A 20641-nucleotide genomic window follows, 5' to 3' on the forward strand; every position below is an offset into this window, starting at 1 on the left:
GAGCGACCCGGCCCGGCGGCGCCGCCGGGCCGGGCTCAGCCGGCCAGATCCACCGGCAGTTCGAACCGTGCCCCCCCGACGATGGCCGCGACCGCGGTGGCGTGCGATCGGAGGTCGTGGCCCTGCGCCACCACCCAGGCGTCGTCGTAGTAGGTGTCCAGATAGCGCTCGCCGCCGTCGCAGATCAGCGTCACGACCGCGCCGGTCTCGCCCGCGGCCTTCATCTCCGCCATCACCTGCAGCGCCCCGACGAAATTGGTGCCGGTCGAGCCGCCGACGCGGCGGCCGAGCAGGCCCGCCAGCACGCGCATCGCAGCGAGGCTGAGGGCGTCCGGGACCTTGACCATGCGGTCGATGGTCTCGGGGAGGAAGCTGGCCTCGACGATGGGACGCCCGATGCCCTCGATGCGCGAGCCGCGGTCGAGGCGGTGGCAGCGCTTGCGGTCCTTGAAGGCGTCGAAGAACACCGAGTGCTCCGGGTCGACGACGGCGAGGCGCGTGCAGGCGTTGCGGGTCGGCTGGTAGCGGATGTAGCGGCCCACCGTGGCGGCGGTGCCGCCCGTGCCGGCGGAGACGACGAGCCAGCGCGGGCAGGGGTGGGGTTCGAGCTTCAGCTGTTCGAAGATCGATTCGGCGATGTTGTTGTTGCCGCGCCAGTCGGTGGCGCGCTCCGCGTAAGTGAACTGGTCCATGAAGTGGCCGCCGATCTCGGCGGCCAAGGCGCGCGAGGCCGCGCTGACGTCCGCGCCTTCGATCATGTGGCATCGGCCGCCGTAGAACTCGATGCGCGCGATCTTTTCCTTGGACGTGGTGTTCGGCATCACCGCGATGAAGGGCAGGCCGACCAGGCGCGCGAAATACGCTTCGGACACCGCCGTGCTACCGCTGCTGGCCTCGATGACGGTCTGGCCCTCGCGCAGCCAGCCGTTGCACAGGGCATACAGGAACAGGGAGCGCGCGAGCCGGTGTTTCAGGCTGCCGGTGGGATGCGAGCTCTCGTCCTTGAAGTACAGCGGGATGCCCGGGTAGGCCGGCAGGTCGAGGCGGATCAGGTGGGTGTCGGCCGAGCGCTGGAAGTCGGCTTCGAGAGCCGCGATGGCGGCGTTGACCCATTGGCGGGACATGGCGGTGGGACGGGCCGGTGGCTGGACAGGCCGCCATTGTCGCCTAGGATCAAGGCCCCGGACCCCGAGACCCGCCGATGCCGACGCCGATGCGCTCCGCCCTGTTCGCCGCCACCCTGCTGGCCCTGCTGCCGATGGCGGCCGCTGCCGCACCGTCGTCCACCGAGTTCGCGCAAGGGCGGGTGATCGCCTCGGCCGACGGTTTCGCCGTGCTACCGCCGCGCGCGCGCATCGAACCCGAGAACCGGATGCTCACCGAGCGCATCGAGGCCCTGCTGCCGGCACTGATGGCCGAGGCCGATCTGGACATGTGGCTGGTGCTCAACCGCGAGTACGCCGAAGACCCGGTCTACTTCACCCTCGTGCCGCAGCCCAGCTTCGCGGCGCGTCGCACGACGATGCTGGTGTTCCATCGCCAGCCCGGCGGCACGGTGGAGCGCCTTTCGGTCAACACCTATCCGCTTGGCCCGCCCTACGAGGTAGCGTGGTCGGGGGGCAACCTCGACGAACAGTGGGCGGCACTGGGCAAACTCATCGGCGAGAAGAATCCGAAGCGCATCGGCATCAACGTCTCGCGCCACTGGCCGGTGGCCGATGGCCTGACGGCCGGGCTCGAGGAGCGCCTCCGCGAGGTGCTGCCGGCGGGCTTCGAGGATCGGCTCGTGCCTGCCGAGAACCTGGTCATCCGCTGGCTGGAAACGCGTTCGGCCGGCGAACTCGAGGTCTACCCGCACATCATGGGCATCGCCCGAGGCGTCATCGCGGAAGCCTTCAGCGCGCGGGTGATCACGCCCGGCGTCACCACCACGGACGATGTCGCGTGGTACGTCCGCGAGCGTTTCGAATCCCTGGGCCTGCCGATCTGGTTCATGCCCTACGTGAACCTCCAGCGGCCCGGCCTCGCCTGTGACGCGGAGAACCCGTTCTGCGGCGAGAGCGGCGTGATCCGCCCCGGCGACGTGCTGCATACCGACGTGGGCATCTGCTACCTGAAGCTCTGCACCGACACGCAGGAGATGGCCTACGTGCCCAAGGCTGGCGAGACCAGCGTGCCCGAGGGCCTCGTCCGCGCGCTGGCCACCGGCAACCGCTGGCAGGACCTGCTCACGGCCCAGTTCGTCGCCGGGCGCAGCGGCAACGAGATCCTGCAGCGTACGCGCGCGGCCGCGGCCAAGGCGGGCATCACGAGCAACACCTACACCCACCCGCTGGGCGTCTTCGGGCATGCGCCCGGGCCGACCATCGGCATGTGGGACAACCCCGGCCTGAACCCGGTGACGGGCGACTGGCCCCTGCACGCCAACACGGTCTACGCCATCGAGGGCAACATCGCGCAGGCCGTGCCGGAGTGGGGCGGCCAGTGGGTTCGGATCAAGCTGGAGCAGGGCGCCCTGTTCGACGGCGAGCAGGTCATCTACCTCGCCGGCCGGCAGACCCAGTGGCACGTGGTGCGCTGAGCCTCGCTTCGCCTTCAGCGGCCTGAAGCGCGCTTCCAGAGGTACTTCAGGCCGGGGAAGAGCCCGCGATGCAGGGCGAAGGAGATCGCGGCGAAGGCGAAGGCGAAGATCGAGGGCAGGATCGCGCCGATGGCCACCATCGCACCGGCGAGGAAGCCGAGGACGATCTCACCGCGCCACACGGGGAACGCCAGCGAGAGCGCAAGCAGGCTGCCCAGGACCCACGTCCCATCGATGTCGGGGCGGACGACGACGAACGCGGCGATCGCGCCGCCGGCCGCCAGCCCGCCCAGCATCCCGGCCACCATGCCGGGCCGCCAGCGCGGGCGAAGCCCCGTGCCGATCGCCCGGCGACGGATCGACGGGGCGTAGAGCACCGCCAGCAAGGGCAACCACAGTAGACCCCAGGCGTTCGAGATCGCCGGCATCGACGGGTCGGCGAGGAAGTGGTGGCTGGCGATGCCGCCCTGCGACCACTCCCAGCCGAGGTGCAAGGCCACGAGGCCTGCTGCGATAGCAGCGAGCCTCAGGCGCCAGCCCCCGACGGAGAGCGCCATCGTCAGGAACTGACGGTGGCTTCGGCTTCGCCTTCCGCGGGTGCGGCGGGCTCGGCAGCGGTGTCGTCCGACGCCGACTTGCACTCCGTGTCGACGTTGATGCTCTTGGCGTAGGGCGCGAACTCGGGCACCAGCGCGGTCAGGCGCTCCTGCGCGACCTCGAGGCCCTCGACCTGGTCGCAGAGCGCGAGCGCGGCGGCCTCGATCTTCTTCGCTTCGGCTTCGATGCGCGCCTCGGCGCCCTCAGCGTTGCCACCGAAGATGCTCTCGATCGCGAGGGCGGCCGCTTCGCCGCCGATCGCAGCGCCCTGGCGCCCGATGGCCATGCCGGCTTCGGCCACGGCCAGCACTTCCTTGCGGTAGGCGAGGGCGGCCTCGCGCTGTTCAGCGCTGAAGGGCACGGCCGTGCCGTTAATGAGCAGGTCGCCCTGCGGGGTCAGTTCGGCCTTCGGGCCGACACCGTCCACCTGCAGCGAAAGGTTCTCCTCTTGCAGCTTGCGGCTGGCCTCGGCCAGGGCCTTGTCGACTTCGCCGCCCGCAGCCGTGGCTTCCGCGACCCCTTGGCGGGTCTCATCGGCGATCTGCTGGGCGGTGCTGCGGGCCTGTTCGCCGCAGGCCGTGCCGGCGAGCGCGAAGGTCAGGGCGAGGGCAATGGGGGACAGTCGCGAGAGGCGCATGGGGATTCCTCGGGATGGGGGTTGAAGGGTCAGCCGCCGATGACGACGCGACCGCGGATGTCACGGGTGTCGATGTTCTCGAGGGCGCCGCGGTCGGCGACGATCACGTCGCCATCGACGTTCTCGATATCGACATCGCCGGAACCGACGCTGCCGATGCGCACGGCGCCGCGCACGCCACGCAGGGCGATGTCGCCGGAGCCGACGGAGGCGATGCGGGCGTCGCCGCGCACGCCGTCGACGCTGATCGAGCCGCTGCCTGCGGACATCGAGGCGATCGGGCCGACATCGAGCATGTCGACGTCGCCGGAACCGACGCTGGCGCGCACGTCACCCTGCACGCGCTTGAGCACGGCATCGCCCGAGCCGACATCCACCGAGACCGCGGTGGCGCCATCGACGACGAGGTCGCCGGAGCCGACGTTGCCCTCGACGCGCCCGACCTGGCGCAAGTCCACGTCGCCCGAGCCTACGTCGACACCAATGCGGGAAAGGCCCGTCAGGGTTGCGTCGCCCGAACCGACGGTAAGGGAGATCGGCAGGTCGGCCGGCAGCGAGAGGCTGATCTCGCGCCAGGTGTACACGTCGGTGCCGAACAGGCCGTAGATCGTGATCGAGCTGTTTCGACTCGCGATATGCAAGGTGTCGCCGCGGCGTTCGACGGTCATGTGGCTTTCGGCCGCGCGCTCGGCGGTCGAGGCGCAGTGCTTGATGGCGAGCGACGGCGCGCCCGGCCTGACGGTGAGTTCGTCAGCGCCGATCTCGACGACGACGCGGGTGATGCCGTCGAGGTCCAGGGTGGGCGCCTCGGAGCGGGAGTGCTCGCAACGGTCGGCGGCCATGGAGGGGAAGGCCAGGGCGCAGGCCGTTGCGAGCAGCAAGGGGCGGAGCAGGGGGCGGGGGATCTTGGCAGGCATCGTGCGTTCTCCGATTCGGGGGCGGGGTGCCCGGCGGACGCCGGGCACCGGAGGGCATCAGGCGTCTTCGCGCCAGCGGCGCAAGCGGATGGCCACGGCGACAAGGGCGGCGGCGACGGCCACGCCGATCCACAGCGAGGGCGCCGCAAGGCTGGCATAGCTCATCGACACCAGTTCGAAGACGCTCTGGTCGGTGGGCTGGAAGTCGTCGACACGCTCCCAGTTCCCGGAGAAGGCGAACCACAGGCCCGGGATGAAGCTGCCGAACAAGCGCCCGACGATGTTTTCCCAGAACCACTCCGCGCCGAGGTTGCGGTCGAACATCGCCTGCTGCCAGGAAAGCAGGATGCCGGCCAGCACCGGGGTACCCACGGCCCACAGGAAGGGCGCGCGTTTGGCCCAGGCCGAGACGGCCATGCACCAGGCGATGCTGGGCAGGGCCCACAGGGCGTAGACCGGGATCACCACCAGCACGGCGAGTGGCGCCAGGTAGAACTCGCTTGTCCCGAGCAACTTCGGAAGCACGTTGGCGCCGAAGGCCGACATGGTCAGCGCGGCGACGATGGCCACCAGCGTGCCGACCACGATCCCGACGACCGCGGCGATCAGCGGGGTGACCACGGCCATGGACACCAGCTTCGAGATCACCGTGGCGGTGTTCGAGACCGGCATCGACTTCCAGAAAAGCACGCTGCGGTCGCGGCGGTCATCGTAAAGCGAGCCCAGCGCGTAGAAGAGCACCACGAAGGCCAAAACGGCCGCCAGCGGGGCCATCGACGGCACGATGGCGAAGGCCAGGCCTTCGGCGATCTGCTGCTGGGTCTGCGTGGCCAGTACGGTGCCGTCGGTGACGATGCGCTCGCCGTTGACCCGGATGTCCCCGTCCTTCGCGGCGATGCCGATCGCGGCACTGATGCCCGCGGCGCCGAGCATCAATCCGCCGACCACCACGGGTGCCCAGAGCATGCCGCCCTTGTGCTCCCAGAACTCGCGCTTCAGCAGGGTGGGGAAGGTGTTCATGCGTAGGTTCCTTTCATCGTGGCCACGAACAGATCGGCGACGCCTGGCGTCCGGAGTTCACCGAGCTCGGCCAGGCGTTCGCGCGGCTGGCCATCGAACAGGAAGACGGTCTTGCCGAAGACGCTGCGTTCGTCGATGGGCTTCAGCGCGCGCGCGGCCTCGGCCTTGTCGCCGCCGACCATCACTTCGTGGAAGCGCTCGCCCACGTCGTCCATCGTCGCCTGCAACACCAGCTTGCCGTCGCGGATGAAGACGAGGTCGGTGAGGATGTGCTCGATCTCCTCGACCTGGTGGGTGGTGACGATGATCGTCTTCTCCTCGTCGAAGTAGCGCTCCAGCAGGTCCTTGTAGAACTGCTTGCGGTAGAGGATGTCGAGGCCGAGCGTCGGTTCGTCCAGCACCAGCAGCTTGGCGTCGATGGCCATGACCAGTGCCAGATGGAGCTGCACGATCATGCCCTTGGACATGGCCTTGACCTTCATCTTCGGGTCGAGCTTGGTGTGCGCCAGGAAGGCCTGGCACTTCTCGCGGTTGAAGCGCGGGTGCACGCCGGCGACGAAGTCGATGGCTTGGGCGACGCTGATCCAGCGCGGCAGCACGGCGACGTCGGCGATGAAGCAGACCTCTTTCATCAGCGCGTCGCGCTGGGTGCGCGGGTCGAAGCCCAGCACCTTCATGTCGCCTTCGAAATCGATCAGGCCGAGCATGGCCTTCAGGGTGGTGGTCTTGCCCGAGCCGTTCGGGCCGATCAGGCCGACGATGCGCCCCGGGGCGATGTCGAAATCGACGCGGTCGACGGCCACCGACTTGCCGTAGCGCTTGGCCAGGCCGCGGGCGGAGACGGTCATGGTGCTCATGAATGGGCTCCGTTCGTCGGCTTGGCCGCGAGCAGCTGCTCGGGCTTCAGGCCAAGGCGCTCGATGCGGGCCAGCACCTGCGGCCACTCTTCCTTCAGAAAACGCTCGCGCTCGGAAGCGAGCAGTTTTTCCCGAGCTCCATCGATGACGTACATCCCCAGTCCCCTTCGTTTTTCCACCAAGGCCTCGTCGGCCAGTTCCTGATAGGCGCGTGACACGGTGATCGGATTGAGCTGGTAGTCGGCGGCCACCTGGCGCACCGAGGGAAGGGCATCCCCCTCCTTGAGCTCGCCGTCGAGAACCATCGCCACGACGCGCTCCTTGAGCTGCCGGTAGATCGGCGTGCTGTCACTCCAGGCGATGCTCATCAGGGCGCCCCCACGCTGGCGCGCTTGCCGAACGAAAAGAACGGCATGGCGTGGTGCGAACGGGCGCGGCCCTGGCCCTCGCGGGCGTCGACGTGCGCGATCGCGGCGACGGCCTGTTGGCTCGCGTCGGCGGCCAAGCTGCCCGGGCGCGGCGGTTCACCCAGGGCGTAGCCGAGCGAGGTCACGCCGGCGGCGAGGACCAGGGCGCTCAGGCTGTTGCGGAGGCGGGTGTTCATGGCGGGACCTCAGTGAGGTGGGTGGGTGGTGTTGTAGGTAACTATAACACCATTTTTTGGGCCGTCAACACCCCGAACACGGCGAATAAGCAAACTGATGGCATAGACCGGTGTCCGCTGGTCCCACCGAGGAGAACGCAATGAAGGCTTGGATCGGCGCCCTGGCGCTCGTGGTCGGATTGGGTGCGGGCGGCTTCACCGCCGACGCGCAGGCCGGGGTGCTGGACCACGAGTTCCGCCGCTTGGCGGGGCAGGACCGGGTCAACCTCGCGCAGGCCTACGCCGGCCAAGTGCTGCTCGTCGTGAACACGGCCAGCAAGTGCGGCTTCACCCCGCAGTACGAAGGGCTGGAAGCGCTGCACCAGAAGTATTCGCCGCAGGGCTTCGCGGTGCTCGGCTTCCCGTCGAACGACTTCATGGGCCAGGAGCCCGGCAGCGAGGCGGAGATCCAGGCGTTCTGCACGCTGACCTACGGCGTGAAGTTCCCGATGTTCGAAAAGGTCGTGGTGCGCGGCGCGGAAGCGACGCCGTTCTATCGCGAACTGGCGGCGGCGACCGGTGACCAGCCGGGCTGGAACTTCCACAAATACCTGATCGGCCGCGACGGCACGGTGGTCGCAAGCTTCGGCAGCCGCACCAAGCCGGATGCGCCGGAACTGGTCGAAGCGATCGAGAAGGCGATCGCCGCGCCGAAGCCCTGAGGGCTCAGACGCGTCGCAGCACGGCCTCGATCATCCAGCCGAGCACGGGGATGTGGCGGAACAGGCCGTCCGCCGCATTCCAGTAGTCCTGGTGGTAGACGACGCGGCCTTCCGCGTCGAAGCGCAGGTGGGACAGGCCGATGCTCTCGGTGTCCCGGCCTTTCTTGAAGCGCTTGAAGCGGATCACCATGCGCCAACGCAGAAGGTATTCGCCTTCCGGATTGCGCGTGCTGTCGATGATGTCGACGCGGCAGTGCTCGACGGCCTCGGCGCTCTCGCGCAGGTAATGCGCGAGCGCCTCGCGGCCGACGACCGTCTTCAACGTGTCGTTGAACCAGATGTCCTCGGCATAGGTCGCGGGGAGCAGGCGGTCGATGCGGTCGGCCGCGAAGCTGGAGAAGAACGCCGCGAAGGCATCGAGGGCGCGGGCTTCCGCGTCGCTGCCGGCTGCGGGAGGATGCGAGTGGCGGCGTCGTGCCGCATCGAGGGCTTGGAAGGTGTCCATGAGCGGATTGGAGCGCGAGGCGCGTCGGGAGTACATGACGGTACAGGACCTGTACCAGCCGCCGCTGCCGCGCGCCGCGGTGTGGTTGACCTGGTTGGGGCTGATGCCCTTTGTCGCCGCGCTGGCGGCCTGGGCGGCCGGCGGCCTGCTCGAGGAGGCGCGACCGCTGGCGATCGGCAGCAAGGCCTTCCTCGTCTACTCGGCCGTGATCCTGAGTTTCCTCGGCGGCGTCCGTTGGGGCAGGGTGATGGGGGCCGGCGGCGGTGCGCCGGGCTATGTCTTGGCCGTGCTTCCCAGCTTGTGGGCCTTCCCGGCCCTCTTCCTGCCCGCGCTCCAGTCGCTGGCGGCACTGGCGCTCGGCTTCGGCCTTGCGCTGTGGTTCGACACCCGCGCCGACGCCTTGCCTGCCACGCCGGGATTCCGCCAGCTGCGGCGGCAGATCTCGGCCGCGGTCATCGCCGCGCACGGGATGGCGATGGGCCTTTGCTGGCATTTCGGCGGCGGGCTCTCCCCGGCCTGAGCGGTGCATTGCCGAAGCCCGTCGTCGGGGCCACAATCGGCGGCCCGCCGCGTCCGTGGCGGTTCCGACTGATGGAGTCCGTTCCCCCATGTTGAACACCCGTTCCCTGGCCGCGACCGCCCTGCTGGGCCTTTGCGTCTTCGCCGCGCCGGCCTTTGCCCAGAACCCGACCGCCGCCCCCGCGGAAGCGCCGGCCACGCTGCAGCTGCCGGCCGTCGAAGGCCTTCGCACCGACAATGAGAAGATCAGCTACATGATCGGCTTGCAGATGGCCTCGAGCCTGCAGCAAGTCAAGGACTACGTGGATCCGGCCACGCTGGCCAAGGCCATCGAGGCCGGCCTCTCGGGCGAAGGCAAGCTGATGACCGACGCCCAGGCGCAGGAAGTGGGCATGGCCTTCGGCCAGTTCATGCAGCGCCGCCAGGCGGCCCTGATCGCCGAGCAGGGCGCCAAGAACCTCGCCGAGGGCGAGGCCTTCCTGGCCTCGAACAAGACGAAGGCCGGCGTGCGCTCGACCGAGAGCGGTCTGCAGTACCAGGTGGTTCGTGCGGGCGCTGGCGCCCGCCCGACCGCCGCCGATACCGTGAAGGTTCACTACCGCGGCACGCTGCTCGACGGCAAGGAGTTCGACAGTTCCTATGCCCGCAACGAGCCGGCGACGTTCCCGCTGGCCGGCGTGATCCCGGGCTGGACGGAAGGCGTGCAGCTGATGCCCGTGGGTTCGAAGTACGTGTTCTGGATCCCGGCCGCGCTGGCCTATGGCCCGAACGGTGCTGGCCAGGACATCCCGCCGAACGCCACCCTGAAGTTCGAAGTCGAACTCCTCGAGATCGTCCAGCAGGACGCTGCAGCCGCCCAGTAAGCGGGCTGCCGCAGGCATCGACGAAAGGGCCGCGGTTCGCCGCGGCCCTTTTGCGTGCCGCGGCTAGTCGGCGCCCTCGGAACCGCAGCGCGCCGTCAGGGCGCCTCCGGGCACCAGCGACCATGAGCGCCGGTTCGCCACGCCCACGTCGATCACCCGAGAGCGCTCGATGCAGGCCGGGATCGTGTCGGTGCGGGCGAGCACCCATCGGTCGCCGGGGGCGGTGCCGAGCCACGGTATGGCGGATCGCCATTGCGCCTTGCCGGACCTCTTGAAGCCGAAATCGGTCACCGGACGGTCCGCCTGCAGGCGCATCTGTTCGGTCCACGCCACGAGGCCGAGGTCCGCGTCGGTCGGCAGGCGCGCGGCGACGGTGGCCATCACGCTGCGGCCGGAACTGCTCGGATCGAGCGCCGGCCGCAGGACCAGGCCGTAAGTGCTCCACAGGATGGCGGTCAAGGCCAGCAGGCCGGGGACAACCCGCCGCGTGCGCGTGGCAAGCATGGCGGTGAGGCCGAGGGCGCCGGCAACGAGAAGGCCGAGGAAAACGGTATGGGCATCGCTGTCTTCGATTCCCCTCGGCGCGGCGAGGCGATCGGACCACGCGTCGGGCCCGGCGACGCCGGCGAGGCCGATCGCGGCCAGCAGCGACGCGATCGCAAGGCCGTAGCCGAACAAGGCACGACGAACGCCGGTGCGCTCGAGCAGTGCGCCAAGGAGGGGCGCCGCGGCGACGCACAGCACCGGCAGCGCCGGGAAGATGTAGACCCCGCGTTTTCCCGGGCTGGCGGAGAAGAAGAGCAGCACCATCACCACCCAGGCGAGCAGGGTGATCAGCACCGGGTCGCCATCGCGCAGCCGCCGCCACCACGCCGGTGCCAGCCAAGGCAGCAGGAGGACCCCGGGCAACCATAGGGAGGCGATGACTTCGGCGTAGTACCACCACGGCTTGATGTGGTGCCACGCGTTGAAATAGCGCTCCCCCGTCTGGCGGAACAGCAGTTCGGCGACATAGGCGTTCAGCTCCGGATTCTGTGCCCGCATCACCTCGAGGCCCAGGGGGGCCAGCCACACGGCGGTGCCGGCGACGAAGGCAGGGAGCACCAAGGCCCAGCGGATCCGCCACTCAACGCGCGGGGCGCCGGGCAGGGGCAGGGCGCCGCGACGCTCGAGGATGAAGGCGGGCAGCAGCATCAGCAGGGGCAGGAAGCCCACGCCTTTGGTGACCGTGCCGAGGCCGGCGAGGAAGGCGCCGAACCACAGCCAGCGCGGCGGATGGCCGAGGAACAGGTGCCGCCCCATCGCCCAGACCGCGCCCATGATCATGGCCACGACGACCATGTCGATCTGCGCGCGCTTCGCCTGCAATCCGAACTGCAGACAGAGGGCCAAGGCGACCGAGGCCGCCATGCCGGCCTGCGGCCCCCAGAGTCGGCGGGCCAGGTCGTGAACGAGCCACAGCGTCAGCACGCCCGCGAGCAGCGAAGGCAGCAGGAAGGCGATGCGAAGGTCGCCGAGCAGCGCATAGGCGCTGGCCTGCAACCACATGAATACCGGGGGCTTCTCGGCGTAGATCTCGCTGCCCCGGTGCGGTACCAGCCAGCGTCCCGTATCCACCATGTCCTGCGCCATCATCGCGAAGCGGGGCTCGTCGGGCGGCGTGGGTTCCCTCAGGCCGATGCCCGCGCCCAGCACGAGGAGCGCGGCCAGCAGCCAGAGCAGCAGGCGGCGATCAGGACGAAGCATGGGAGCCCTCGTCGCCGCGTGCGCCGGCCTTGTCCCAGCCGCGGTGGCGGATATCGAGCCACAGGCTGTAGCAGGCGGTGAAGGTGGGGAACAGGTTCTGCAGCACGCCGACCGAGTCGCGTTTGCTCGAGAACAGGAAGTAGGAGAGCACCATCAGGCTTCCGACGATGCTCATGTACCAGAAAAGGCGCGGGATGACCGGTTTGCCGGCGCGCCGGCTGGCGATGAACTGCACGAGCCAGCGGCCGCCGAACATCAGCGCGCCGAGGTAGCCGATCAGCTTCCACGGCGTGATGTGGATGCCCGTCCAGTCGAGCCAGAGGATTTCCTGGTTCATGCGCGCGTCGCCCCGGCGACGGTGACTTCCTTCACCGCTGTGCGCTTGGCGCGGCGGATCAGCCACATCACGCCGCGCAAATCGGCGAACGCGACGAGCAGGCGGCCAAGGTTGGTGTACTTCGACGTGCCTGCCCCGCGTTCGCGGTGGTTCACAGGCACGCTTACCGTCTTCCACCCCGCGCGCTGGAACAAGGCCGGCAGGTAGCGGTGCATGTGGTCGAAGTAGGGCAGGTCGAGGAACGCCTCGCGCTCGAACAGCTTCAGGCCGCAGCCCGTGTCGGGCGTCGCGTCCCGCAGCAGCCGCGCGCGCACCGCGTTCGCCACCCGCGAGCTGATGCGTTTGCCGGCGTCGTCGCGCCGGGTGGTGCGCCAGCCGGCGAAGCACTTGGTGTCGTCGCCCGCCAGGGTCCGCTCGGCGAGCAGGAGGCGGATGTCGGCCGGATCGTTCTGGCCGTCGCCGTCCAGCGTGGCGATCCACTCGCCGCGCGCGGCCTTGATGCCATTGCGGATGGCCGTGCTCTGGCCGCTCTGCTGCGCATGCGAGAGGACGCGAAGCTCCGGATGGCGCCGCTGGGCCTGCCGCAATTCGTCGAGCGTTCCGTCTTTCGAAGCGTCGTCGACGAACACCATCTCGAACGCCATCCGCCCACGCAGGGCGTCCGCGACTTCGTCGACCAGTCGGCCGACGTTGCCCTGTTCGTTATGGGCCGGGACGACCACGCTGAGCGGGAGAGGGGGCGCGTGCGGCTCGGTCATCGGTCAGGTCGCGTCGTGGTCCGGGAATCGAGCGTGAAGTCTAGGCGAAAGGCGCTCCGCGCCACCATAAGGCCGCGGGCGATGAGACTCATTCGCGATCGCGGCCTGGACGCTGCCAATCGACACATCCGGTCGCTAGAGTGCCGCCTGCGTCCAGCCAGCGGGGAGTGGTGCATGCGGGTCAGCGTGTTTGGAACGGGGTACGTGGGGCTCGTGACGGGGGCCTGTCTGGCGGAAGTGGGCCACCAGGTGGTCTGCGTGGATGTCGACGCCGCGAAGATCGCCGGGCTGCGGGAGGGCCAGATCCCGATCTTCGAGCCCGGCCTCGACGAACTGGTGCGCAACAACCACCGGGCGGGCCGCCTCGATTTCACCACCGGGGCCGAAATCGCCGTCGCCCATGCGCGGATCGTGTTCATCGCGGTCGGCACGCCGCCCGACGAGGACGGCAGCGCCGACCTGCGCCACGTGCTCGCCGTGGCGCGGACCTTGGGCCAGCACATCGCCCAGCCCACCGTGATCGTCAACAAGAGCACCGTCCCCGTGGGCACGGCCGACCGGGTGCGCGAGGTGGTCGCCGCCGAGCTGGCCGCGCGCGGCGCCGAGGTCGCGTTCCACGTGGTGTCGAACCCGGAGTTCCTGAAGGAGGGCGCGGCGGTGGCCGATTGCCTGCGCCCCGACCGCATCATCCTCGGCAGCCGCGACGCCGGCGCCATCGAGAAGATGAAGCGGCTCTACGCCCCCTTCAACCGCAACCACGAGCGCGTGATCGTGATGGACGAGCGTTCGGCCGAGCTGACCAAGTACGCCGCGAACGCGATGCTGGCGACGAAGATCAGCTTCATGAACGAGATGGCCAACATCGCCGAGCGCGTCGGTGCCGACATCGAGGCCGTGCGCCACGGCATCGGCAGCGACCCCCGCATCGGCTGGCATTTCATCTACCCCGGCGCCGGATACGGCGGCAGCTGCTTCCCCAAGGACGTGCAGGCGCTGGAACGCACCGCACGCCAGCACGGCTACGGCGCGCGCATCCTCGAGGCGGTGGAGGGCGTCAACGAACGCCAGAAGGGCAAGCTCTTCGAGCTGATCACGCGGCATTTCGGCGGGGACGTGCGCGGGCGCACCTTTGCCGTGTGGGGCCTGGCGTTCAAGCCCAACACCGACGACATGCGCGAGGCCTCGAGCCGCACGCTGCTGCAGCAGCTGTGGGCCGCGGGCGCGCGGGTGCAGGCCCACGACCCGGAGGCCATGGACGAGGCGCGGCGGATCTTCGGCGAACGCGACGACCTCGTGCTCAGTGCCACGCCCGTCGAAGCGCTCTCTGGGGCGGATGCGCTCGTCGTCGTGACCGAGTGGAAGGCGTTCTGGAGCCCGGACTTCGACGCTTTGAGGCACACTTTGCGGGCCGGCGTCGTCTTCGATGGCCGGAACGTCTACGACCCGAAGGAAGTGGAAGAGGCGGGCCTCGCGTACTACGGCATCGGCCGGGGGCGCAGCCTCCTCGCCCCGAAGCCGAATGCCCAGCCCTGACCGCGACACCACCGCCGACCGCCGGCTCACCGAGCTCGAGACCCGCCTGGCCTTCCAGGAGCACGCGATGCAGGAGCTTTCCGAAGCCCTGGCCGACGCGCGCATCGAAGGCCAGAAGAACCGCGAGCTGCTGACCCGCGTGCTCGACGACCTCAAGCAACTGCGCCGTGCGCTGATGGCCGACCCGGCCAGCGAGCCGCCGCCGCCGCATTACTGATCCCCATGAGCGACAGCCTGAAAGACCAGCTGCTCGGCCTCGGCTTCAAGCCGGCGCCCAAGCCCGAGCGCGCCGAGCGCAAACCCGACGCCAAGGCGGGGCCACGCCCGGCCGCTGGCGGGCGACCGCATCGCGGCAAGCCCGGTGGTGGTGGCAAGCCGCGCACGCAGGAGGAGATCGATCTCGCCAAGGCCTACGCGCTCCGTGCGGAGACCGAGAAGCGCGAGCGCATGGCCGCGGAACAGGCCAAGCAGGAGGCCGCGCGCGTCCGCCGCGAGGCGAAGGCGAAGCTGGACGCCTTCCTCGTCGGCAAGGCGCTGAACGACGCGGCCGCCGAGCACGCGCGGCACTTCCCCTACGGTGGGAAGATCAAGCGCGTCCACGTGACGCCGGACCAGCTGAAGGCCCTCAATGCCGGTGAGCTGGGCGTGGTTCAGAGCAACGGACGTTACCTGCTGGTGACCGCGGCCGTGCTGGCCGAGGCCAAGGCGATCTTCGCGGACGCCATCGCGCTGGAGGTCGATCCCCACGCACCGCCGGGCAGCGACGAGTACGCCGATCCGCAGTACCAGGTGCCGGACGACCTGGTGTGGTGACGCCGCGTCGCTCGTGGCTGGCGTCGATGTCCGCCGGGCTGGGCGTGCTGTCGGTGCTCGGCGTGCTGTGCTTCCACTTCCCGGACCTGCTGACGAGTCGCGATTTCCGCGCCGTCTATAGCGAGACGTTTGCCCGCCATCTGCTGCTCGCGGGCATCGTCGCGGCGTTCGTGCTGGGCACCGTGTCGATCCTGCGCGGCCGCGCGCGCCGCGTCGCGCTGGTGGGCGTGTGCTCCGCGGCCCTGGCCTCGCTGCTGGGCGGCGCGTCGGTGCAGTTCGATCCGATCCCCCAGACGCCCTACTCGCTGGGCCTCGACTGGTTCGTGATCTCGCTGTTCTTCTCGACGATCGTTTTCGTGCCGGTCGAGCGGATGCTGGCGGTGCGGCCGATGTCGCCCTTGCGTCCGGGTTGGCGCACCGACCTCGCGTACTACTTCATCAGCCACGTCGCCGTGCAGTTCCTGCTGATCGCCGCGACGGCCTCGACCACGGCGATGGATGCCCTCGTGGCGAACGAGGGCCTCAAGGCGGTCGTGCAGTCGATGCCGGTGTGGCTGCAGTTCGTGATGGCGGTCTTCCTCGCCGATCTCGCCCAGGCCGGTCTGCACCGGGCGTACCACCGCGTGCCCGTCCTGTGGCGCTTCCATGCCGTGCACCACTCCAGCCGGCACATGGACTGGCTGGCCGGCTCGCGCACCCACATCGTCGAGGTGCTGTTGACGCGCACCGCGGTCCTGACGCCGCTGGTGCTGGCGGGGTTCTCGGCGGAGGCCATCAATGCCTACGTGATCCTGGTCGGCCTGCAGGCCGTGCTGGCCCACGCCAACCTGCGCATCGACTTCGGCTGGCTGGAGTACGTGCTCGTGACGCCGCGGTACCACCATTGGCACCACGTCCGCGATCCGGCGTGGGTCGATCGCAACTACGCCATCCATCTGCCGCTGGTGGACATGCTGATGGGCACGTTCAAGCGGGCGCCGCGAGGCGAATGGCCTGCGGAGTACGGCGTGCTGAAGCTCGAGACCGTGCCCAGTGGCGTCGTGGCGCAGACGCTGATGCCGCTGCGCCCCATGCGATCGCACGCCGATTACGTCGGCAAGGCGGGCGAGGCCGGCGCGCCGCCGGTGGGTTGAGCGGCGCGAGGCAGTCGAGGGGAGGGCGGTCATGGCGGAAACCATCATGCTCTGGGCCATCCCGGCCTTCTTCGTGCTGATCGGCGTCGAACTCGTCGCCGCGCGTGCGACGGGGCGCGCCGTCTACCGCGCGAACGACGCCATCGCCAGCCTGTCGCTGGGCGTGATGTCGCAGGTGGCCGGTGCGTTCACCAAGGCGCTGACCATCGGCTTCTACGCCGTGGCCGCGGAGCACGTGGCGCTGTTCGAGCTCTCCGCCACCAGCCCGTGGGTGTGGGTGACCGGGTTGCTGCTCTACGACTTCTGCTACTACTGGCTGCACCGCGCCGGCCATGAGGTGAACCTGCTGTGGGCCGCGCACGTGGTGCACCACCAGAGCGAGCGCTACAACCTCACCACCGCATTGCGGCAGACCAGCAGCGGTGCGTTTCTCGGCTGGCTCTTCTACCTGCCGATGGCCGTGCTCGGTTTCCCGCTCGAGGTGTTCGCCGTGGTGGCGGTCATCGACCTGCTGTACCAGTTCTGGATCCATACCGAGCTGGTGCCGAAGCTGGGCTGGTTCGACCGCGTGTTCGCGTCACCGTCGAACCACCGCGCGCACCATGCGGTGAACGAGCGTTACCTCGACAAGAACTACGGCGGCCTGTTCATTCTCTGGGACCGCCTGTTCGGTACCTTCGTCGAGGAGGACGACGCGGATCCGGTCGTCTACGGCACGCGCGCCCCGCTGCGCAGCTTCAATCCGCTGTGGGCCAACCTCGAGGTGTACGTGGCGCTGTGGCGCGACACCTGGCGCACGGCGCGCTGGCGTGACCGCCTGCGCCTCTGGTTCGGCGAGCCGGGCTGGCGTCCTGATGACCTGCAGCGCCTCGATCCGAAGCCCGCGTTCGACATCGGGCGCCCCGAGTACGACCCGCCGGCCTCGCGTGGCACGACCGCGTACGTCACGGTGAACTTCGCGCTGCTCTTGCTCCCGGCCGTGCATTTCCTGATGAGCGCGGGAACGATGCCGCTGTGGCAGTCGGCCGCGTATGCGTGCGCCCTGGTGGCGAGCTTGGTCGTGCTGGGTGCCCTGATGGAAGGCCAACGCTGGGCCCGGCCCGCGGAACTGGCCCGATGGGTATTGTTCGCGGCCGGCCTCGTCGTGGCCTCGACCTGAGCGGCGACGGTTCACGATCAGGCACTGCCGCCGGCTAGCCGCAAGGGGGGGGGCCGAGATGGCGGAGCAGCAGGGCCGCGAGGCTCGCGAGGTCCTGCGCATTGTGTTCGCCCACGCGCCGCAGCAGGGCGGCGCTGCCGCCGCGCAGGAAGCCCCGCCACGCGGCCGGGGCCTCGCTGCCCGGGAGGTCGTGGTGGCGCACGATCCCGAGCAGGTGCCGCTCCACCGTGGCGAGCCGGAAATCCGGCAATAGCCCGCGCCATCGCCGCCGCGTGGGATACAGCAGGTCGAGGTGCGGCCGGTCGCGCCACGGATCGGGCAGTCGCGACAGCGTGTGCCGGGTGCTGAGCAGGGGGCGGTCGTAGCTGCGCCCGTTGTAGCTGACGAGCACGGCGCCCTCGTCGAGATCGGCCAGCGCCGCACGAAGCATCGCGGCCTCCGCCGCCATCGTGGCGGTGGTGAACTGGGTGATCGACAGGCCCTCGGGGCCGAAACGCGCCAGGCCGATCATGAAGGCCCGCGTGCCCGTGCCACCGGCGAGGCCGGTGGTCTCGGTGTCGAAGAAGCACAGCTGTTCGCGGGCGATCGGCGCGTCGAACGTCGCGCCTACCGCGGGCGGCCGACGCCCCCGCGCCGGCCTCGCCAGCGCGGACAGGTCGATCGTCGGCGGCGCGACGAGCGACGCGCGTTGCTCGGTGGTTCGCCACAGGCCCGGGGCGACTTCCTCGCCCGGAAGGTGGCGGTCGATTGCGGAGGCGCTGGCGGGCGAGGCCGTCCGACGTGGTCCGCGCTCCCGCAGGCGGCGCAGGCGCTCGATCACGTCGGCGAGATCGTCGCTGCCGGGGGCCGTTCGCCGCTGCTGCCGCAGCCAGTCGAGGGCCGCGCTCATGCGGCCTCGAACAGGGTGAGCAGACGTTGGGCGGCGCGCTTCGGCGTCTCGGCCTCGTCCTTGACCGGGGCCGCCACCGGCCCCACGCAGGCGGGGCAACCGCGCGTGCACGGACAGGCCGCCACCAGGCCGCGGGCGCGCTTCACCAGCGCGGCCCGACGCTCGTACAGCGGCTGCGACAACCCGATGCCACCGGGGTAGGCGTCGTAGAGGTACAGCGCCGGATGGAAGCGGCCGTCGGGATGCGCGTCGTCGACGCACTTCTGCAGGTCGCGGCCCTCGGCCATGACGGCCAGCTGCGCCACGCACTGCAAGGCGTATGCTGCGCCGTGGAAGGCAGCGAGAGCCTGCTCGCGTGTCGGCCACGCAGCCTCGAGCACGGCCGGCGGCAGCTGCCACCACGTGGCGGTGGTCTGCAGTTCCTGGTCCGGCAACTGCACCGGCCCGTAGCCGATGTTCTCGTGTGTGTGGAAGCGGATCTTCTTGTAGCCGGAGACGCGTCGCACCACGTGCACCTCGCCGGTTTCGCACTGGCCCGCGCCGAGCGGCGAGGCGTCGAAGCGCTCCAGCACCTTGAGCTTGGTGTGGTCGATGGCGTCGGTGTAATAGTCGACGAAGGTGCGCCGCACGTAGGCCTTGCGACCGGGCCAGTCCAGGCGCTCCACCTGGTAGGGCACCGACTGCACCATGTGGATGGCGCCTTCGTACAAGGTGAGCGCCGCGGCGGTGTAATCGACCTCGGCGATGATGGTCTGGCGGCCGTCCGTGCGATCCACGACGACGAAGTTGCCGTCGGCGACGGCGCGCAGGTTGACGGCATTCGCAGGGTAGCTGTCGGCGATCCACTCCCAGCGCTCGCCTTCCCGGTGCACGACCGCGTCGTCGGCCAGCAGATCGAGGAAGCCGTCGACCTCCACGGGCCCGAAGCGCTCCCCAACGCTGAAGGGCAGCTCGAAGGCGGCGCAGCGCACGTGGTCAAGCAGCACCAGCGGCTGGTCGGCGTGGATCCGCGCCTGCTCCGGGTTGGCGCCGAAGAAGTACTCCGGGTGCTGCACCACGTACTGGTCGATGGCCTCGCTGCTGGCGACCAGCACGCCCACCGAAACCTGCTGCCGCCGTCCGGCGCGCCCGAAGCGTTGCCAGGTCGCGGCGACCGAGCCGGGCCAGCCATTCAACACCACGACGTCGAGCGCACCGATGTCGACACCGAGCTCCAGCGCCGAGGTGCTGACGATGCCATCGACCTTCCCGGCGCGCATGGCCACCTCCGTCTCGCGGCGCTCGTTCGGCAGGTAGCCGCCACGATACGCGCGGATCCTCGCGGGGCCGCGCGGTTCGCGGTCGAAGACCTCCTTGAGGTACTTGGTGATCACCTCGACTTGCGTGCGCGAGCCGCAGAAGACCAGCGTCTTGAGGGCGGCTTTGATGGCGACGCGGGCGATGCGCACCGACTGCGAGCGCGCCGAGGCGCGCAGGCCGAGGTCGGGGTTCACCACCGGCGGATTCCACAGCAGCAGGAACTTTTCGCCGGAGGGCGCGCCGCTTTCGGTGATGGCGTGCACCGGCGCTTCGACCAGGGCTTCGGCGTGCTCGACGGCATTGCCGATGGTCGCCGAGCAGAGGATGAACTGCGGGTCACTGCCGTAGAACGCGCACAGCCGCTTGAGGCGTCGGATCACGTTGGCGACATGGCTGCCGAAGACGCCGCGGTAGCCGTGGATCTCGTCGATCACCACGTAGCGCAGGTTCTCGAAAAGCGCGGCCCATTTGGTGTGGTGCGGCAGGATGCCCTGGTGGAGCATGTCCGGGTTCGTCACCACGACGTCGGCGCCTGCACGGATGGCCTGCCGCGCATCGCCGGGGGTGTCGCCGTCGAAGGTCGCAGCGCGCACGCCAAGGTCACCCGCGGTCGAAAGCTCGATCAGCTCCGCCACCTGGTCCTGCGCCAATGCCTTGGTCGGAAACAGGAACAGCGACTTGCCCCCGAGCCGTGCCGCCGCCAGCACCGGCAGCAGGTAGCAAAGCGACTTCCCCGAGGCGGTCGGCGTCGCCAGCAGCAGGTTCTCGCCATCCCGGGCAGCCCGCCAGGCGTCGCCCTGGTGGCGGTAGAGCCGCGTGATGCCGCGAGCCTGCAGGGCCTCGGCGATGCCACGCGGGAGGTCGGCCGGAAAATCGACGTAGTCACCGTCCCTGGCCGGCACGCGCCGCAGGGCGGTGATGCGCTCGGCGTACTTGCGCCCGAGGCGTTGCACCCAGTCGCCGCCCTCGGTCCGGGCGATGGCGGGGCCGCGCGGGGCCGCGGACTCGGGAAGGGCGGGGGGGGCGGAGCGGACGGCAGCGTTCATGCAGGCACCGGTAGGGAGGAGGCCGTTGTCGCCCGGTCCCGTCTCACGGCCTGCGACTCGCGGGCCGTCGACGCCTGGAAAGGCGACGGGGCCCGAAGGCCCCGTCGCGAGTGGCAGGCGTCGAGCC

General features: G+C 69.7%; 23 protein-coding genes. 9 read left to right on the forward strand and 14 right to left on the reverse strand.

Annotation, left to right across the window (positions count from 1 at the left end; translation table 11 throughout):
* Positions 1-35: 35 nt before the first annotated feature.
* The gene (locus tag ACYVAK_RS08335; protein WP_461059820.1) at positions 36-1124 is read right to left on the reverse strand and encodes a PLP-dependent cysteine synthase family protein; all 1089 of its coding nucleotides are present in this window, start codon (positions 1122-1124) and stop codon (positions 36-38) included.
* 77 nt (positions 1125-1201) lie between these two features.
* Between ACYVAK_RS08335 and ACYVAK_RS08340 the strand changes: the two genes are divergently transcribed.
* Positions 1202-2581 carry a M24 family metallopeptidase gene (locus ACYVAK_RS08340; protein WP_461059822.1) on the forward strand — a complete coding sequence of 460 codons (1380 nt, stop codon included), beginning with the start codon at positions 1202-1204 and terminating at the stop codon, positions 2579-2581.
* 14 nt (positions 2582-2595) lie between these two features.
* Here ACYVAK_RS08340 and ACYVAK_RS08345 read toward each other — a convergent pair whose 3' ends face one another.
* Genes ACYVAK_RS08345 through ACYVAK_RS08375 form a run of 7 tightly spaced genes read right to left on the reverse strand, consistent with a single transcriptional unit; the run spans position 2596 to position 7213 of the window.
* On the reverse strand, positions 2596-3138 hold the full coding sequence (locus ACYVAK_RS08345; protein ID WP_461059824.1) for a hypothetical protein: 543 nt from the start codon (positions 3136-3138) through the stop codon (positions 2596-2598).
* A gap of 2 nt (positions 3139-3140) precedes the next feature.
* Positions 3141-3815 carry a hypothetical protein gene (locus tag ACYVAK_RS08350; protein WP_461059826.1) on the reverse strand — a complete coding sequence of 225 codons (675 nt, stop codon included), beginning with the start codon at positions 3813-3815 and terminating at the stop codon, positions 3141-3143.
* 29 nt (positions 3816-3844) lie between these two features.
* Positions 3845-4732 carry a DUF4097 family beta strand repeat-containing protein gene (locus ACYVAK_RS08355; protein ID WP_461059828.1) on the reverse strand — a complete coding sequence of 296 codons (888 nt, stop codon included), beginning with the start codon at positions 4730-4732 and terminating at the stop codon, positions 3845-3847.
* A gap of 57 nt (positions 4733-4789) precedes the next feature.
* The gene (locus tag ACYVAK_RS08360) at positions 4790-5752 is read right to left on the reverse strand and encodes a hypothetical protein (protein WP_461059830.1); all 963 of its coding nucleotides are present in this window, start codon (positions 5750-5752) and stop codon (positions 4790-4792) included.
* A complete protein-coding gene (locus ACYVAK_RS08365; protein WP_461059832.1) occupies positions 5749-6609 on the reverse strand; it encodes an ABC transporter ATP-binding protein in 861 nt (286 codons plus the stop codon). The genes ACYVAK_RS08360 and ACYVAK_RS08365 overlap by 4 nt, the downstream gene beginning before the upstream one ends.
* Positions 6606-6977 carry a GntR family transcriptional regulator gene (locus tag ACYVAK_RS08370; protein WP_461059834.1) on the reverse strand — a complete coding sequence of 124 codons (372 nt, stop codon included), beginning with the start codon at positions 6975-6977 and terminating at the stop codon, positions 6606-6608. The genes ACYVAK_RS08365 and ACYVAK_RS08370 overlap by 4 nt, the downstream gene beginning before the upstream one ends.
* The gene (locus ACYVAK_RS08375; RefSeq protein WP_461059836.1) at positions 6977-7213 is read right to left on the reverse strand and encodes a hypothetical protein; all 237 of its coding nucleotides are present in this window, start codon (positions 7211-7213) and stop codon (positions 6977-6979) included. Before ACYVAK_RS08375 ends, ACYVAK_RS08370 begins: the two co-directional genes overlap by 1 nt.
* A 140-nt stretch (positions 7214-7353) precedes the next feature.
* On the opposite strand from ACYVAK_RS08375, the gene ACYVAK_RS08380 reads away from it, so the two are divergent.
* Positions 7354-7914, forward strand: coding sequence for a glutathione peroxidase (locus tag ACYVAK_RS08380; protein ID WP_461059838.1), 561 nt, complete (start codon positions 7354-7356; stop codon positions 7912-7914).
* A gap of 4 nt (positions 7915-7918) precedes the next feature.
* On the opposite strand, the gene ACYVAK_RS08385 is transcribed toward ACYVAK_RS08380, so the two are convergent.
* Positions 7919-8419 (reverse strand): nuclear transport factor 2 family protein, encoded by a 501-nt coding sequence (locus ACYVAK_RS08385; protein WP_461059840.1) that lies wholly within the window; start codon positions 8417-8419, stop codon positions 7919-7921.
* Here ACYVAK_RS08385 and ACYVAK_RS08390 point away from each other — a divergent pair.
* Both ACYVAK_RS08390 and ACYVAK_RS08395 read left to right on the forward strand, forming a co-directional pair.
* Positions 8418-8939 carry a DUF3429 domain-containing protein gene (locus ACYVAK_RS08390; protein WP_461059842.1) on the forward strand — a complete coding sequence of 174 codons (522 nt, stop codon included), beginning with the start codon at positions 8418-8420 and terminating at the stop codon, positions 8937-8939. The genes ACYVAK_RS08385 and ACYVAK_RS08390 overlap by 2 nt on opposite strands.
* 88 nt (positions 8940-9027) lie before the next feature.
* Entirely contained in the window at positions 9028-9801 is a 774-nt protein-coding gene (locus tag ACYVAK_RS08395) for an FKBP-type peptidyl-prolyl cis-trans isomerase (protein ID WP_461059844.1), read from the forward strand.
* A gap of 63 nt (positions 9802-9864) precedes the next feature.
* On the opposite strand, the gene ACYVAK_RS08400 is transcribed toward ACYVAK_RS08395, so the two are convergent.
* The 3 genes from ACYVAK_RS08400 to ACYVAK_RS08410 are packed head-to-tail and all read right to left on the reverse strand — an operon-like array spanning position 9865 to position 12642.
* Positions 9865-11547, reverse strand: a complete 1683-nt coding sequence (locus tag ACYVAK_RS08400) for an ArnT family glycosyltransferase (protein ID WP_461059846.1) — start codon at positions 11545-11547, stop codon at positions 9865-9867.
* Positions 11534-11884, reverse strand: coding sequence for a lipid-A-disaccharide synthase N-terminal domain-containing protein (locus ACYVAK_RS08405; RefSeq protein WP_461059848.1), 351 nt, complete (start codon positions 11882-11884; stop codon positions 11534-11536). The genes ACYVAK_RS08400 and ACYVAK_RS08405 overlap by 14 nt, the downstream gene beginning before the upstream one ends.
* Positions 11881-12642 (reverse strand): glycosyltransferase family 2 protein, encoded by a 762-nt coding sequence (locus tag ACYVAK_RS08410; RefSeq protein WP_461059850.1) that lies wholly within the window; start codon positions 12640-12642, stop codon positions 11881-11883. The genes ACYVAK_RS08405 and ACYVAK_RS08410 overlap by 4 nt, the downstream gene beginning before the upstream one ends.
* A gap of 174 nt (positions 12643-12816) precedes the next feature.
* Here ACYVAK_RS08410 and ACYVAK_RS08415 point away from each other — a divergent pair, with 174 nt between their 5' ends.
* Genes ACYVAK_RS08415 through ACYVAK_RS08435 form a run of 5 tightly spaced genes read left to right on the forward strand, consistent with a single transcriptional unit; the run spans position 12817 to position 17280 of the window.
* Positions 12817-14175 carry a UDP-glucose dehydrogenase family protein gene (locus ACYVAK_RS08415; RefSeq protein ID WP_461059852.1) on the forward strand — a complete coding sequence of 453 codons (1359 nt, stop codon included), beginning with the start codon at positions 12817-12819 and terminating at the stop codon, positions 14173-14175.
* Positions 14162-14392 (forward strand): SlyX family protein, encoded by a 231-nt coding sequence (locus ACYVAK_RS08420; RefSeq protein WP_297866552.1) that lies wholly within the window; start codon positions 14162-14164, stop codon positions 14390-14392. Before ACYVAK_RS08415 ends, ACYVAK_RS08420 begins: the two co-directional genes overlap by 14 nt.
* Before the next feature lie 5 nt (positions 14393-14397).
* Positions 14398-14988 (forward strand): DUF2058 domain-containing protein, encoded by a 591-nt coding sequence (locus tag ACYVAK_RS08425; RefSeq protein ID WP_461059854.1) that lies wholly within the window; start codon positions 14398-14400, stop codon positions 14986-14988.
* Positions 14985-16121, forward strand: coding sequence for a sterol desaturase family protein (locus ACYVAK_RS08430; protein WP_461059856.1), 1137 nt, complete (start codon positions 14985-14987; stop codon positions 16119-16121). The genes ACYVAK_RS08425 and ACYVAK_RS08430 overlap by 4 nt, the downstream gene beginning before the upstream one ends.
* A 31-nt stretch (positions 16122-16152) precedes the next feature.
* Positions 16153-17280 (forward strand): sterol desaturase family protein, encoded by a 1128-nt coding sequence (locus tag ACYVAK_RS08435; RefSeq protein WP_461059859.1) that lies wholly within the window; start codon positions 16153-16155, stop codon positions 17278-17280.
* A 34-nt stretch (positions 17281-17314) separates the two neighbouring features.
* Here the strand turns inward: ACYVAK_RS08435 and ACYVAK_RS08440 are convergent, their stop codons facing one another.
* Both ACYVAK_RS08440 and ACYVAK_RS08445 read right to left on the reverse strand, forming a co-directional pair.
* Positions 17315-18169, reverse strand: a complete 855-nt coding sequence (locus tag ACYVAK_RS08440) for a ribonuclease H-like domain-containing protein (RefSeq protein ID WP_461059861.1) — start codon at positions 18167-18169, stop codon at positions 17315-17317.
* Positions 18166-20514, reverse strand: a complete 2349-nt coding sequence (locus ACYVAK_RS08445; RefSeq protein ID WP_461059863.1) for a DEAD/DEAH box helicase — start codon at positions 20512-20514, stop codon at positions 18166-18168. The genes ACYVAK_RS08440 and ACYVAK_RS08445 overlap by 4 nt, the downstream gene beginning before the upstream one ends.
* Positions 20515-20641: the final 127 nt, after the last annotated feature.

This window comes from Silanimonas algicola, assembly GCF_054777375.1.